Origin of the sequence: Pseudomonas aegrilactucae, from assembly GCF_019168305.1 — a bacterium.
GTDB classification, from domain to species: domain Bacteria; phylum Pseudomonadota; class Gammaproteobacteria; order Pseudomonadales; family Pseudomonadaceae; genus Aquipseudomonas; species Aquipseudomonas aegrilactucae.
Genome location: NZ_JAHTBI010000041.1, coordinates 1 through 14797, shown reverse-complemented (window position 1 = coordinate 14797; position 14797 = coordinate 1). Strand labels below are relative to the sequence as shown.

The 14797-nt window shown below is 65.3% G+C and carries 15 protein-coding genes; 2 read left to right on the top strand and 13 right to left on the bottom strand.

Annotated elements, in window-relative coordinates:
• Positions 1-90 precede the first annotated feature (90 nt).
• Positions 91-519 (top strand): acyl-CoA thioesterase, encoded by a 429-nt coding sequence (locus KUO17_RS12340; RefSeq protein WP_217975848.1) that lies wholly within the window; start codon positions 91-93, stop codon positions 517-519.
• 12 nt (positions 520-531) lie between these two features.
• Here the strand turns inward: KUO17_RS12340 and KUO17_RS12335 are convergent, their stop codons facing one another.
• From KUO17_RS12335 to KUO17_RS12275, 13 genes are all read right to left on the bottom strand, one after another.
• Positions 532-1188: a response regulator gene (locus KUO17_RS12335; protein WP_217975847.1), complete on the bottom strand. Its 657-nt coding sequence runs from the start codon at positions 1186-1188 to the stop codon at positions 532-534.
• Between the two features lie 39 nt (positions 1189-1227).
• On the bottom strand, positions 1228-2295 hold the full coding sequence (locus KUO17_RS12330; RefSeq protein WP_217975846.1) for a protein-glutamate methylesterase/protein-glutamine glutaminase: 1068 nt from the start codon (positions 2293-2295) through the stop codon (positions 1228-1230).
• Positions 2292-3104, bottom strand: coding sequence for a CheR family methyltransferase (locus KUO17_RS12325; RefSeq protein ID WP_217975845.1), 813 nt, complete (start codon positions 3102-3104; stop codon positions 2292-2294). The genes KUO17_RS12330 and KUO17_RS12325 overlap by 4 nt, the downstream gene beginning before the upstream one ends.
• Before the next feature lies 1 nt (position 3105).
• Complete coding sequence (locus tag KUO17_RS12320) at positions 3106-3618, bottom strand: chemotaxis protein CheW (protein WP_217975844.1); 513 nt, start codon at positions 3616-3618, stop codon at positions 3106-3108.
• A gap of 13 nt (positions 3619-3631) precedes the next feature.
• Positions 3632-5239 carry a methyl-accepting chemotaxis protein gene (locus KUO17_RS12315; protein ID WP_482817131.1) on the bottom strand — a complete coding sequence of 536 codons (1608 nt, stop codon included), beginning with the start codon at positions 5237-5239 and terminating at the stop codon, positions 3632-3634.
• Between the two features lie 20 nt (positions 5240-5259).
• Positions 5260-7284 (bottom strand): chemotaxis protein CheA, encoded by a 2025-nt coding sequence (locus tag KUO17_RS12310; protein WP_217975842.1) that lies wholly within the window; start codon positions 7282-7284, stop codon positions 5260-5262.
• 2 nt (positions 7285-7286) lie between these two features.
• A complete protein-coding gene (locus KUO17_RS12305) occupies positions 7287-7613 on the bottom strand; it encodes an STAS domain-containing protein (RefSeq protein WP_217975841.1) in 327 nt (108 codons plus the stop codon).
• Positions 7614-7618: 5 nt separating this feature from the next.
• On the bottom strand, positions 7619-7984 hold the full coding sequence (locus KUO17_RS12300; protein WP_217975840.1) for a response regulator: 366 nt from the start codon (positions 7982-7984) through the stop codon (positions 7619-7621).
• 19 nt (positions 7985-8003) lie between these two features.
• Positions 8004-9074 (bottom strand): methyl-accepting chemotaxis protein, encoded by a 1071-nt coding sequence (locus tag KUO17_RS26900; protein WP_279648263.1) that lies wholly within the window; start codon positions 9072-9074, stop codon positions 8004-8006.
• A 330-nt stretch (positions 9075-9404) separates the two neighbouring features.
• Complete coding sequence (locus KUO17_RS12290) at positions 9405-9884, bottom strand: glycine zipper domain-containing protein (RefSeq protein ID WP_217975838.1); 480 nt, start codon at positions 9882-9884, stop codon at positions 9405-9407.
• 174 nt (positions 9885-10058) lie between these two features.
• Positions 10059-12395, bottom strand: a complete 2337-nt coding sequence (locus KUO17_RS12285; protein ID WP_217975837.1) for an FdhF/YdeP family oxidoreductase — start codon at positions 12393-12395, stop codon at positions 10059-10061.
• A complete protein-coding gene (fdhD, locus tag KUO17_RS12280; protein WP_217975836.1) occupies positions 12392-13228 on the bottom strand; it encodes a formate dehydrogenase accessory sulfurtransferase FdhD in 837 nt (278 codons plus the stop codon). The genes KUO17_RS12285 and fdhD overlap by 4 nt, the downstream gene beginning before the upstream one ends.
• A 94-nt stretch (positions 13229-13322) precedes the next feature.
• Complete coding sequence (locus KUO17_RS12275; protein WP_217975835.1) at positions 13323-14210, bottom strand: LysR family transcriptional regulator; 888 nt, start codon at positions 14208-14210, stop codon at positions 13323-13325.
• Positions 14211-14295: 85 nt separating this feature from the next.
• On the opposite strand from KUO17_RS12275, the gene lysM reads away from it, so the two are divergent.
• On the top strand, positions 14296-14736 hold the full coding sequence (gene lysM / locus KUO17_RS12270; RefSeq protein WP_217975834.1) for a peptidoglycan-binding protein LysM: 441 nt from the start codon (positions 14296-14298) through the stop codon (positions 14734-14736).
• The last annotated feature ends 61 nt before the right edge of the window (positions 14737-14797 follow it).

Below are 14797 nucleotides of genomic sequence, written 5' to 3'. Positions count from 1 at the left end.
CTATAGGCCTTCCCAAACAAGTGTGGGAAGCTTCTTGTTCTGCTGCTCCTGCCGTTCTCCACCCACTGTTCTTGCCCGGTACAGGCCCTTATGACCCACCTCCCCGAACGCCACCACTACCCCCGCTTCCAGCCCCTGCTGACACGCTGGCAGGACAACGACATCAACGGCCACATTGCCAGCGCCACGGTGTACGCGTTCTTCGACAGCGCGGTGCAGGGCTACCTGATCGAGCACGCAGGTCTCGACCCGCAAGACGGGGAAGTGGTGGGGTTCGTGGTCAGTTCGGGCTGTGATTTCTTCACCTCGGCAGCCTTTCCCGAATGCCTCGAAGTCGGCCTGCGCGTGGCCCGTGTGGCCGGCAGTTCGGTGGAGTACGAACTGGCCCTGTTCAAGGTCGGCCAAGCCCAGCCCAGCGCCGCCGGGCGCATGGTGCAGGTATTCGTCGAGCGCGCATCCGGCCAGCCGGCCAGCTTGCCAGCGGCCCTGCAAGGCGCCCTGCAGGCGCTGCAAGGCTGAAACGCCGCAGCCTCAGTCGTTGATACGGATGATCCCTTCGCGCACCGCAAACAGCACCAGGCCCGGTATGTCGTGAATCTGCAGGCGGTGCATGATCTGCGAACGATGCGCTTCCACGGTCTTCACGCTCAGGCCCAGGCCATCGGCTATCGAGCGCGTCGACTCGCCGCGTGCGATCAGGCGCAGGATCTCCAGCTGGCGCGCGGTCAGTTGCATGGTGCTGTTGCCCGCATGGCGCTTGCGGCTGTGCTTGACCGCCTGCCCGATCACCAGCGGCAGCACCGCCGAGGACAGGTACTGGCCGCCGTTCTTCAGGGCCTGCAAGGCCAGCTCAAGCTCCAGCACCGTGGCCGTCTTGAGCAGAAAGCCATGGGCGCCCTGCTGCAGGCACTTCATCACGAACTCAAGCTCCGAACGCGCCGAGAGCATCAGCACCATGCTCGCCGGCACGCGCAGGCACAGCTCGCGCAGGATCTCCTCGCTCTCGAGTGCGTCCAGCGCCATGTCGAGCATGATGATGTCCGGCTTGAGCTGTTCGGCAAGCTCGACAGCACTCAGGCCGTCATTCGCTTCACCCACCACCGCGTAATCTTGTTTTTGTTCGAGCAGCGCGCGCAAACCTGCTCTGAACAGGGGCGACTCGTCTGCAAGGAGTAATCGGCAAAGCATAGGTTGGCCTGTGTCGCGAAATAAGGGGGCGGTGTCGGGCTAGCCGTGACGCACGTTATCGCCAAAGTGGGCAATCAGCGCCGGCAGCCTGACCAGCGGCTCCACCGACTGGGCCGCGCCCAGCCGGATGGCCTCCTTGGGCATGCCGAACACCACGCAACTGGCTTCGTCCTGGGCCACGGTGACAGCACCGTGCTCACGCATGCTGAGCAAACCACGTGCGCCGTCATCGCCCATCCCGGTCATGATGATGCCCAGCACATTGCCCCCGGCATGCCGGGCGGCGGAGCGAAACAGGACATCGACCGAAGGTTTGTGCCGATTGACGGCGGGGCCGTCCAGCACCTCGACAAGGTAGTGCGCACCGCTGCGCTTGAGCTGCATGTGCAAGCCGCCGGGCGCGAGCAACGCCAGGCCGCTGTGCACGCGATCCAGATGCCTGGCCTCGCGTACCTCGATCTGGCAGAGGCTGTTCAGGCGTCGGGCAAAGTCGGCGGTGAACTTCTCGGGCATGTGCTGGACGATCACGATCCCCGGGCAATCACGCGGCAACTGGCGCAGGATGAACTCCAGCGCCTGGGTGCCTCCAGTCGAGCAGCCAAGTGTAACGATTCGATCAGTGGTTTTGATAACAGTTGCAGCCGGCGCACTGGTTTTTTCTTTTGCGTGCGACGTGGGGAGCATGACCGGCCGCGTGCGGGCGGCGTCCTCGATGCTGCGGATCAAGCCTGCGGCCAGGCTCTCCAGGCTTTGGCGCAGGCCAAGGCGTGCCTTGGTAAACACGCCCACGGCGCCAGCGGCCAGGGCCTGCAGGTTGAGGTCGGTGCCGGCCTCGGTGAGGGTCGAGCAGATGATGGTCGGCGTCGGGCGCTCGGCCATGATCTGGCGCAGGAAAGTCAGCCCGTCCATGCGCGGCATCTCGATGTCCAGCACCAGTACGTCGGGCCAGTCGCGGCGCATCTTTTCGATGGCGTACAGCGGGTCGGCGGCCATGCCGATCACGCGGATGCCAGGGTGGCTGCTCAGGCACTGGTTGAGTACCTGGCGTACCAGCGCGGAGTCGTCGACGATAAATACCCGGATCGGTGCAGCAGGGCGCTCGGTCATGTGCGTTCGAACACCGAGGGGTGCACCAGCCGCAACGGCAGGTCGAAGCCGTGGATGCTTTCGGCATGCCCGATGAACAGCAGCCCGCCGGGGCGCAACTGGCTGACCAGGCGCTGCACGATGCGTTGTTTTTCGTGGGTGTCGAAGTAGATCAGGATATTGCGCAGAAAAATCACGTCGAACGGCCCCAGCCCTTCGGGCAACGGTTGCACCAGGTTGATCTCGCGCAGGGTTACCCGCGCCCGCAGGTGTGCCTGTATGCGCAGGCGCCCGTGCATGTCGCCTACCCCGCACAGGCAGTGGCGGTGCATCCAGTCCTCGGGAAAGTAGCGCGCCTGGGCGATGTCGTAGATGCCCTGCTCGGCGAGCGCCAGCATGCTCTGGCTGAGGTCGCTGGCCAGGATCGACCAGTCGCTGGCGCTGGCATGCTCGGCCACCGTCATGGCCAGGCTGTAGGGCTCTTCGCCCGAGGAGCACGCTGCGCTCCACAGCCGCAGCGGCCCCCTGCGCTGGCCCAGCCACTGGCCAAGAAACTCGAAGTGCGCAAACTCGCGAAAGAAGTAGGTCTCGTTGGTGGTCAGCAGGTCGATCACCAGGCGCCGTTCGCGGCCGTGACTGGGCGACTCGATCAGGTGCAGGTACTCGCTGTAGCTGTCCAGGTGGTGATGACGCAGACGCTTCATCAGGCGCCCGGCCACCAGCGAGCGCTTGTTGTCTGCCAGGTGAATCCCCGAGGCCTTGCTCATCAGCGCCTGCAGGCGGCGAAACTCCGGTTCGCCGAGCACCGGCAGCTTGAAGGTCGAGGGCATCTCAGGAAACCTTCGCCGCCTGGCTGAGATGACGGATGTCCTCCAGCGAGAGCACCTGGGCCATGTTCAGGATGATCAGGAAGCCTTGCTCCTGCTGGGCCATGCCGGCAATGAAGTCGGCGCGAATGCCGGTGCCGAACGGTGGTGCCGGCACGACTGCGTGCGGGTCGATATCGAGCACGGCGTCGACCGCGTCCACCACCAGGCCGATGCGTTGCACGCCGCCTTCCAGTGGCAGTGCGATGATCACGATGCAGGTGCGCTTGCCGGCCACCGTCAGGTCCATGCCGAAGCGTGCGGCCAGGTCCAGCACCGGCACCACGTTGCCGCGCAGGTTGAGCACGCCGTGGATGTAGGCGGGCATCATCGGCACGCGGGTGATCTCGGCGTACTCGATGATCTCGCGCACCAGCTCGATGGGCAGCGCGTACCCGGCCTGGCGCACGCGAAAGGTCAGGTGCTGGATGCTGGCGGGCGTGTCCGGCGAGTGGGCCGGGAGCTCAAGGGTGTTCATGGCAGCGCCTCGTTCAATTGAAGCTGACGAACTGGCCTTCATCGATCAGCGCCTTGTGGGTGGGTTTGTAGGCGGCGCCTTGCAGCTCGCCGACCCGTGGCAGCGGGCGGGCATTGGCGCTGTGCGCTTCGAAGCGGAAGAAACCGATCAGCTCCTGCAACTGGCCTGCCTGGGCGTTCATCTCTTCGGCGGTGGCCGCCAGTTCCTCGGAGGCCGAGGCATTCTGCTGGGTGATCTGGTTCATCTGGCCCATGGCGATGTTGATCTGGCCGGCGGCGCTGCTCTGTTCCTGGGACGCGGCGGTGATTTCCTGGACCAGGTCGGAGGTCTTCTGGATGTTCGGCACGATCTCGCTCAACAGGCTGCCGGCCTGTTCGGCCAGGCGCACGCTGCTGGAGGCCACCTGGCCGATTTCCTGCGCGGCCACCTGGCTGCGTTCGGCCAGCTTGCGCACCTCGGCAGCCACCACCGCGAAGCCCTTGCCGTGATCGCCGGCACGCGCCGCTTCGATCGCCGCGTTCAGGGCCAGCAGGTTGGTCTGGTAGGCGATGTCGTCGATGATGCCGATCTTGTCGGCGATCTGTTTCATTGCCAGTACGGTGTCGCCCACGGCACCACCGCCCTGTACCGCGTCGTTGGCGGCCTTGCCGGCGATGCCGTCGGTGATCTTGGCGCTTTCGGTGTTCTGTGCGATGGAGGCCGACATCTCTTCGACCGAGGCGCTGGTCTGCTCGACGCTGGCGGCCTGCTCGTTGGCGGCCTGGCTCAGCGACTGCGAGGTCGAGCTGACCTGCTCGGAGGCCGACGACAGTGCGTCGGCGGCGCTGCGCACGTCACCCAGGATGCTGCGCAGGCGTACGGTCATGTTCTGCATGGCGGTCAGCAGTTGGCCGGTCTCGTCCTTGCGCGTCACCACCAGGTCCTGGCTCAGGTCACCGGCGGCCATGCGGTCTGCTGCTTCTACCGCACCGGCCAGCGGGCGGGTGATGCTGCGTGTGACCAGTACGCCGATGAGCATGCCGATCAACGTCGCGGCGGCGGCCAGGGCGATCATCTGCAGGCGCGAGCTGTCGGCAATCGCGGTGATGTCGGCGTTGGCCTCGCCGGCGCGGGCCTGCTTGCCTGAGCTGGCTGCACCCAGCAGCTCGTCCACCAGGTTTGCCGCCGCGACATTTTTCGGCATCAGTGCCAGCGCGTCGGTAAGGGTCTGCAGTTCGCCAGACTGGCGGTGAACGTTCATCAACTGGTTGGCAACGCTGATGTAGTCCTGCAGCGGGCCTTCGATTTTCTCCACCTGTGCGCGGCCGTCCTTGGTCAGGAAGTACTCGCGCGACTTGACCAGCAGCTCACGGGTCTTTTCCATCGACGCGCGTGCCGTGGCGGCGGCCTGGTCGCGCTCCTCGACGGAGGTGGACAGCAGGCTCTGGCGTACTGCGCGGTTGGCCGCCAGCAGCTGGATATTGGCCTCTTGCAGGGTGCTCAGGCCGACCACGTCATAGTCGTACATGCGGTCCGACAGCTCATTGACCTGGTTGAGGTTGCGCACGCCGATGAACCCGATGAGCGCGGTCAGCGCCACCACCACCAGAAAACCCAGGGTCAGGCGCACGCCTATCTTCATATTGCTGATCATTTGCATGGTTATTCTCCGGAAGGGCTTGGCAACAGGGGCGGCGTCTCGCCTTCGGCGCGGTGCTGCGATTGGCGGAACAGGCTGGGGATGTCGAGGATCAGGGCCACCTGGCCAGAGCCGAGGATGGTCGAGCCGCTGATACCGCTCAGGTGCTGGAACAGTTGCCCCAGGGGCTTGATCACGGTTTGCAGTTCGCCGTGCAGTTGATCGACGATCAGCCCGGCATGCTGCCGGCCCTGGCTGACCACCACGATGTTGCGGCGTGTGCTGGCGCTGCGCGGCAGGCTGAAATGCTGCTGCAGGTCGATGCACGGCAGCGGCCGGCCGCGCAGGTTGAGGTGGTGCTGCTCGGCCTGGGTTTCAGGCGCTTCCATGCATTCGGTGACCATGTCCAGCGGGATCACGAAATGCTCGGTGCCCACGCTTACCAGGAAGCCGTCGATGATCGCCAGGGTCAACGGCAGGCGGATGCGGAAGGTGCAGCCCAGCCCGGGCGTGGAGTCGATCTCGATCACGCCGCGCAACTGGTCGATGGCGCTGCGCACCACGTCCATGCCCACGCCGCGGCCAGACAGGTTGGACACCTGCTCGGCGGTCGAGAAGCCGGCCTCGAAGATCAGCATGTGGATGTCCTGGTCGCTGATCAGCGTGTCGCTGTCGAGCATGCCGCGGGCGATGGCCTTCTCGCGAATTTTCGCGGTGTTCAGGCCGCGCCCGTCATCCTGGATCTCCAGCACGATCATGCCCGAGTCGTGGTAGGCGTTCAGGCGCAACTGGCCTTGTTCCGGCTTGCCCGCTGCGCGGCGCTCGGCAGGCGCTTCGATGCCATGGTCGATGGCGTTGCGCACCAGGTGCACCAGCGGGTCGGCAATGCGGTCGATCAGGGTCTTGTCCAGTTCGGTGTCGCCACCGTGGATGCTCAGTGCGATCTGCTTGTCCAGCGCCTGGCTCACATCACGCACCACGCGGTGGAAGCGGTTGAAGGTTTCGCCCACCTCGACCATGCGCAACTTGAGCGCACGCTCGCGGATCTGCTCGACGTGCTGTTGTACCGCCTGCACGCTTTCGATGCAGGCGCCGTGGGCGCTGCGCAAGGCCTGCATCTGCGCACCGGCGGTGCTGATGACCAGCTCGCCGACCAGGTTGATCAGCTCGTCGAGCTTGTGTGCCGCGACCTTGACCATGCTGCTGGGGGCGGTGCGGCTGTCGCTGGCGGCGGCGGGGAGGGCAGGCACAGTGGGTGCTGGCGGGGGCGCCAACGTTTGCGTCGGCGCCGGCAAAGTGGCGGCCGAGGGCTCATCATGGGGCTGTGTGGCTTGCAGGCGCAGGGTGCAGAAGTCCTGTACCAGGCTGAACACATCCTCCAGTTGCTCGCGGCTGGCATCGCTGCGCAGGCTCAGCTCGAAGCCCAGGTAGCAGGCCTCGGGGTCCAGCGTCTCGAGATCGGGCAGCGCCCAGGTGAGCGTCTGCAGGCTGAGGATTTCGCCCAGCCGGCCCAGGTAGCGAATGAACGCTGCCGGGTCGAAGCCGTTGCTCAGCAGTTCGCTGCTGAAGCGGATCGACAGGTACCAGGTCAGTGGCTCGCCAGGCGCCGGGATGGCCGTCTCGGCTTCAGCTGGCGCTGCGGGCGTGGCGCCCTGCTGGGCTGCCAGTGCCGCCAGCAGCGCGGCCTGGCGCGGGGTATGCGCCGGCATGCTGGCCGACTGCGCATCGATGCTCTCGAGCATCACTGCCAGCTCATCCATGCATTGCAGCATCAGCGAGGTCAGTGGGGCGTCCAGTGTGCGTACGCCGTCACGTACGCCCATCAACAGGTTTTCAAGCTGGTGGGCCAGGGCCACCAGCGGATCGAGCGAGAAGATCCCCGCCGAGCCCTTGAGCGTATGCACGGCGCGAAACAGTGCATTGATCGCGTCCTCGTCGTCGGGACGGCTTTCCAGTTGCAGCAGGCTGTCTTCGGCTTCCTTGAGCAGGTCGCGAGCTTCTTCGAGAAAACCCTGCAGCAGTTGGCTCCATTGCTCGGCGTCGAACATGCTTACTCCTCGCACGGCGCGGTCAGGCCGGCCGGGCATAACGAGGGGAGGCGCAGCAGTTCCAGCAGCGTACGGGCGTTGCCCGGCAGGGCGATCACCTCGGCGCTGTGGCCATTGGCGCACAGGGTTTTCTGCAGGCTCAGCAGCAGTTGCACGCCTGCGCTGTCGAGTTCGTCCAGGCCGCCCAGGTCCAGTTGCCAGGGCGTCGGTTGAGTGGGCAGCAAGGCCAGCAACTGCTCGCGCGCGGCACGCACTTCATAGATGGTCAGGTCGCCGTCAAGGCGTAGCCTGGCAGGTGTTTCGGGGGTGGCCGGGACGAGGCTGAACATACCCGTCATCCAATCAGTTTTTCGACCGCAGCAAGCAACTGCTGCGGCTGGAACGGTTTGACGATCCAGGCCTTGGCGCCGGCGGCCTGGCCTTCGGCCTTCTTTGCCTGTTCGCTTTCGGTGGTGAGCATCATGATCGGGGTGAAGCGGTACTCGTTGCGCGCCTTGAGCGCCTTGACCAGGCCGATGCCATCGAGGTTGGGCATGTTCACGTCGCTGATCACCAGGTTGATCTTCTGGCCGGTGAGCTTGTTCAGCGCGTCGCGCCCGTCGCAGGCTTCGATGACCTGGTGGCCGGCGCTGGCAAGGCTGATTTTCACGAGTTGGCGCATGGAGGCGGAGTCGTCGACGATCAGGATGGTCTTGGCCATGTTCAGGGCTTCCGGGAGTTTAGAAAAAGGTCACGTCGCTGTTGGCCGTCGACTGGCTGTGGCCGGCCCGCTCTTCGCTCGTGGTAAAGCGCTGGCGCAGTTGCTGCAGCCAGGCCTGTGGGTCGTGCAGGCGCGCATCGTCGTGGGCCAGGGCGTCGAGCAGTTGCAGCAGGTCGGTCTGCAGGTGGTCGAGCATCTGGTCGGCGCGGTCCTGGAACTGCAGGCCGACCATGATTGCGTGGATATCGGCCTGGGTGGCGCGGGCGTCCTGCTGCAGGGCGCGCGAGGCACCGTCGAGGGCATCGAGGTTGGTGCCCAGGCCGCTGATCACGTCATCGAGCACCTGTTCCAGTTCGTGCAGGTTGGCCTGTTCCTCGGCGCCCAGTACGGTGGCGGCATCGATACTGGTCTGGATCGCGTGGTTGATCTCGCCGACCTTGGCGTCCATCGACTGGCCGGTTTCGGCGGACAGGCGCGAGAGCTTGCGCACTTCGTCGGCGACCACCGAGAAGCCGCGACCGAATTCGCCAGCGCGGGCTGCTTCGATGGCGGCGTTGAGTGCCAGCAGGTTGGTCTGGCTGGCAATTTCCTGAACGTGGCGGGCCATCTGTTGCAACTGTTCGGTGTAGCCGCCCAGGTGGTTGATGGTGGCAAGGAACTCATGCTGGCGCTGGCTGCTGGCGGCAAAGCTGTCGGTCACCTGGCGCAGGCGCTGGTTGGCGGCGCGCAGGTTCTCGCCGACGCCGCCGTTGGCCAGCACATTGTCGGCATCGTTGAGGCTGTGTTCCAGGCGCGTGCTGATATCGCCAAAGCGCTCCAGCAACTGCCCGATGTTGCTGCTGAGCAGGTTGCGGCTCTGCTCGAGGCTGTCGATCCAGCTGGGTGCGACCACGGGCAGGAGGTTCTGCAGCGGGTGAGGTTCGAGCACGATCGGGGCGTCGCTGAACAGCGGGGTTGGTGCAGCAGGGCGGGGTCGCAGCAGGGTGCTGGCCAAGGTGACCAGCAGCAGCCCGGCGATACCGACGGGGAGCAGGTCGAACAGCAGTCCGCAGGCGCCAAGGGCAGTGCCGATCCATATTCCCAGGTACATCCGCATTCCGTGCGCCCATTGTCTCGCTTAAGGTGGCACGGATCATAGCGATTGCTATTTGGCGTCAAAATCGGGACGCCCCTTAAGCCGACCGGGCGGTCACAATATGTCGCAGGTAAAGTGCGGCTCGGCAATGTTGATCGGGTGGTCAATATAAAAGCCCGCAGACCTGAGCAGACAGTCGGGGCGAAGTTTTCAGTGGAGGATCAGGCAAGGGGTAAGGTGTAGGCATATGGCTTAAGCCGATGGCGTGATGGCACTTGGCTTGATTCGCTTGACGGGCACCAATAAAGCCACTGCCGGCGCAAGGGCCGGCAGTGGGAGGGGTGTTCAGCGGTGGCGCCAGTGCTTGTTGTGCTTGCGATGGCCGTAGTGGTGGCCGCGATCGCGGTAGTGGCGACGGTCATCGTAGCCGCGTCCGCGGTCGTTGTAGCGACGGTCTTCGTCGTCGCTCTTGTTGCCCATGTAGTTGCCCAGCGCGCCACCTGCGCCGCCGCCAGCGGCTGCGCCGATCAGGCTGCCGGTGCTGCCGCCCACGCTGCGGCCTACCACGTTGCCGCCGGCTGCGCCGAGTGCACCGCCGATGGCGGCTTCGCCGCGGCTGCGTTTGTCGGCGCCGACGGCACCGCCCGCGGCGCCACCCAGGCCAGCACCGATCGCCGAGCCGGTGTTGCCACCGATCTGCTGGCCGACCACTGCACCCAATACCCCACCCAATGCGCCGCCAATACCGGCTTCGGTGGTACCACCTGCCGAGGCAGCGCCACTGAGCAGGCCGAGGGACAACAACAGAATCGAGGAGTACTTCATATGAGAGCCTCAGAGGGATGACGAGGCGATCCTGAGGCTCTGCCATGGGCGCTGGCAATGCAAATCCGACGAGTAGCACGACCTGTATACAATTTTATAAGTTACTGTTTTTGCAGTGAAACTTAATTGTTTTTTGGTGGTCCTAGCTTACTTGGGATAAGCGCTCTGGGGGGCTCAGACGATCCGCGTACTCACGCTCGCCGCCTCCAGTTTGATCGCCACGAACTTCGACGTCGGCGTATGGCTGCCGTCACCCACGCTCTCCAGCGGCACCAGCGGGTTCACCTCCGGATAGTACGCCGCTGCCTGCCCCGCCGGGATATCGAATGCGAGCAGGGTAAAACCCTTGACCCGACGCTCGCGGCCATCCCCCCACAACGACACGATATCGGCCTTGTCCCCCGGGTTGAAGCCCAGGCGAATGATGTCCGCCTCATTGGCAAACAACACATCGCGCTGACCCTTGACCCCACGGTAACGGTCATCCAGCCCATAGATGGTGGTGTTGTACTGATCGTGCGAACGCATCGACTGCATGATCAGGTCCGGCACCTGGCCGCTGGCGCGCACGCTTTCATGCAGCAGGTCATCAGGCAGCGCATTGGCCTTGAAGTTGGCACGGCCGGTGGCCGTCTTCCATTCGCGTTGAGCGGCACTGTTGCCCAGGTAGAACCCGCCCGGATGCTCCAGGCGCTGGTTGAACCCGGCAAACCCGGGGATGGTGTCGGCAATCAGCTCGCGAATCCGCGCGTAATCGGCAATCAGCCAGTTCCAGTCCACCGGCGCGCTGCCCAGCGTGGCCGCAGCAATCCCGGCGATCACCGCAGGCTCCGAGCGCATCTGGCGCGACAGCGGTTTGAGCTGTCCGTTGGAGGCATGCACCATGCTGAACGAATCTTCCACCGTCACCGCCTGCGGGCCTTCGCCCTGCAGGTCGATATCGGTGCGGCCCAGGCACGGCAGGATCAACGCCTGGCGCCCATGCATCAGGTGGCTGCGGTTGAGCTTGGTGCTGATCTGCACGGTCAGCTCACAGTTGCGCAGCGCCTGCGCAGTGCGCTCGGTGTCGGGGGTGGCCTGGGCAAAGTTGCCGCCCAGGCCGATGAACACCCGCGCCTGCCCGTCGAGCATGGCGCGGATCGCTTCCACCGTGTTGTGGCCATTGTGGCGCGGCACGGCAAAGCCGAAGCGGCGCTCCAGCGCATCGAGCAAGGCCACCGGCGGGCGCTCGTTGATGCCCATGGTGCGGTCGCCCTGCACGTTGCTGTGCCCGCGCACCGGACACAGGCCGGCACCGGGTATGCCAAGGTTGCCGCGCAGCAGCATGAGGTTGGCGATTTCCTGGATGGTCGCCACCGAATGACGGTGCTGGGTGATGCCCATGGCCCAGCACATGATGACCTTCTCGGCCCGCGCATACATGCGCGCGGCCTGCTCGATGTCGGTCAGGCTCAGCCCCGACTGTTCGACGATCTTCTCCCAGCCTGTGGCCTCGACCGCCTGCAGGTAGGCGTCGACTGCAGCGGTGTGCTCGGCGATGAAGAGATGGTCGAACACCGCCGGTGCGCCGCTGGCCTGGGCTTCACGCTCCCATTGCAGCAGGAACTTGGCCATGCCGCGCAGCAGCGCCATGTCCCCGCCCAGTGCCGGGCGAAAGTAGGCGGTGTTGGTCGGGCGGTCGCCGTTGGTGAGCATCTCGATCGGGTGCTGCGGGTGCTGGAAACGTTCCAGACCGCGTTCCTTGAGCGGGTTCACGCAGACCACCTGGGCGCCGCGCTTGACCGCCTCGCGCAGCGGTTCAAGCATGCGCGGGTGGTTGGTACCAGGGTTCTGGCCCCAGACGAAAATCGCGTCGGCATGCTCGAAGTCGTCGAAGGTCACGGTGCCCTTGCCCACCCCGACGCTCTGCCCCAGGGCCACGCCGCTGGCCTCGTGGCACATGTTCGAGCAGTCCGGGAAGTTGTTGGTACCGTAGGCGCGCACGAACAACTGGTACAGGTAGGCCGCTTCGTTGCTGGCCCGGCCCGAGGTATAGAACTCGGCCTGGTCAGGGCTGGTCAGGCCGTTGAGGTGGCGGGCGATCAAGGCGAATGCGTTGTCCCAGCTGATCGGCTGGTAGCGGTCGCTGGCCGGGTCGTACACCATCGGCTCGGTGAGCCGGCCCTGGTACTCCAGCCAGTAGTCGCTCTGGCCCAGCAGCGAGGTCACGCTGTGGCGGGCGAAGAAAGCCGCGTCGACACGGCGCTTGGTGGCCTCCCAGTTGACCGCCTTGGCGCCGTTCTCGCAGAACTTGACCATGCCGCTTTCCGGCGAATCGCCCCAGGCGCAGCCGGGGCAGTCGAAGCCGCCGTTCTGGTTGGTCTTGAGCAGGGCGCGGATGTTCTTCAGCGCGTTGTCGCTGCCGATCCACGCCTGTGCCACGCTGCGCAGTGCACCCCAGCCACCGGCGGCGCCATGGTAGGGCTTGTAGCGGGGAACGGGCTTCTGGTCGGCTTGATGATGCAGGCTCACGGGCGATTCTCCTGCGCGGGGCTGTACACCCTCGGCGCACTGTGATGCGGCAGGTGGATGAGGTTGAGGCGGTGGCGGCGTGCCCATTGCAGGGCAAGGCCGGTGGGCGAGGACAGGCTCACCAGGGTCTGGATGCCGGCACGCAGCACTTTCTGGATCAGCTCCAGGCTGCAGCGGCTGGTGACGATGGCCAGGCCGCCGGCGATGGCGATGTCCTGGCGCAGCAGCGCGCCGATCAGCTTGTCGAGGGCGTTGTGGCGGCCGATGTCTTCACGGCCCAGCAGCAACTCGCCCTGGTCGTTCATGTACAGCGCGGCATGCACCGCGCCGCAGTGCTGGCCCAGCGGCTGGAAGGCGCTGATGCGCTGGCGCAGGCCCTCGAGCCACTGGGGCGGGGGCAGTGGCGCACCCGCCAGCACCGTCAGCTCAGGCAGCGCCTGTTCCACCGCCTCCACCCCGCACAGCCCGCAGCCGCTGGTGCCGGCCAGCTGGCGGCGCTGGGTCTTGAGGTTCCAGAAGGCGCGGTTGGCGATCTGCACATCGGCATGAATGGCCGAGCCGCTGCCGTTGAAACTGACGTCGTAGATCTCGTCGGGCGCGGTGATGATGCCGCTGCCGATGCTGAAACCGACGATGAAATCGTCAAGGTCGGTGGGGCTCACCAGCATCACGGCCTGGCTGATGCCGTTGTAGGCGATCGCCAGGGCGACTTCTTCGGCCAGGTCTGCGCTGGCCTGGCTGGGCTCGCCAAGCAGGCTGTAGTCGTAGCGGATGCTCGCGGCAGGCGCGGCCAGGGGCGTGGACGCCACGCAGGCCGGGGGTTTTAAGGTCATTGGAAGATACCGGCAGGCAGGTCAGCCTTAAGCCTAGGCCCCTGCTCGGGTATCGTCTAATCGCTAATGCTGATGCCTTGATAGACGGCGTCGATCACGCCTCGCTCAACGCCTGACGGTATTCTGCGATGCAAGCTTCGGCCAGGGCCGAGCGGGGTGCGCTGCGGCGCATGATCAGGCCCAGTGGCGCGAGCGTGCTGGCCTGTTCGATCGGTTGCAGGCGCAGGTGCCCGGTGAGGGCTTCCAGCCCGGCGGCCAGCGGCATCACCGCGCAGCACAGGCCGCCGTGCACAGCCTGCACCAACTGATGAACGGCGTCGGTCTGCAACAGCAATTGCGGGGTCAGGCCGTGGCGGTGGAAGTTGTGGTCGATGGACTGGCGAAAATGCATGCCGCTGGTCAGCAGGCCCAGTGGCAGTTCGGCGAGTGTCTGCCAGCTCAGCGGTGCGTCGCCGAAGTCGAAGTGGCCCGGATCGAACAGCAGGCCCATGCGTGTGTCGCCCAGTGGCAGGGTTTCGAAGCGCTCGTTGTCGAGGCGCTCCAGGTACGACACGCCCAGGTCCAGGCTGTTGCTGGCCAGTTGTTCGAGAATCTGCTCGGAGCTCAGCGCGCTGAGTTCGAAGCGCAGGTCCGGGTGCAGGCGGTGCAGGCGCTGCAGCAGCGGCAGCGGGTCGAAGCTCGACAGCGGCACCACGCCCAGGCGCAGGGTGCCGGCCAGATGGCCGCGGCAGGCGGCGGCTTCGGCGTACAGGCCGTCGTAGGCGGTCAGCACCGAGCGCGCCCAGGCCAGCACGCGTTCGCCCTGGGCGGTGAACCCCTCGAAGCGCTGGCCACGGTTGACCAGCGCCAGGCCCAGCTCCTTTTCCAGGTTGCGCAGGCGCATCGACAGGGTCGGCTGGGTCACGTGGCAACGTGCGGCGGCCTGGCCGAAGTGGCGGGTTTCATCCAGGGCGATGAGGAATTTGAGTTGTTTGATGTCCACCGTCGCTCCTAGGGCGTTCGCAGGCGAAGCATTCTATCTTGTCCTAGACTGCCTGCTCCGGTCATTGATACCTAAGGAGCACAGGATGAGCATTTTCAGTTTCATTAAAGAAGCGGGCGAGAAACTGGTCGATCTGCTGACGCCGGGCAATGCCAATGCCGGCGAGCAGTTGAAGGAGCACGTGAGCAAGGTCGGGCTGGGCAATCCGAACATTCAGACCACCGTGGAGGGTGACAAGGTCACCGTCAAAGGCGAGGTGGGCAGCCAGGAAGAGAAGGAGAAGATCCTGCTGGCGCTGGGCAATATCGCCGGTGTGGCGTCGGTGGACGACCAGCTCACCGTGACCGGCCCGGTGGTCGCGGCCGCGCGTTTCGTGGTGGTGAAAAAGGGCGATACCCTGAGTGCGATTTCGCTGGCGGTGTATGGCAACGCCAACCAGTACAACAAGATCTTCGAGGCCAACAAGCCGCTGCTCAGCCACCCGGACAAGATCTACCCGGGGCAGACGCTGCGTATTCCGGAGTAAGGCCTGACCGATTGCGGTGAGCCCTTCGCTGGCAAGCCAGCTCCCACAGGTACAGCGCCGC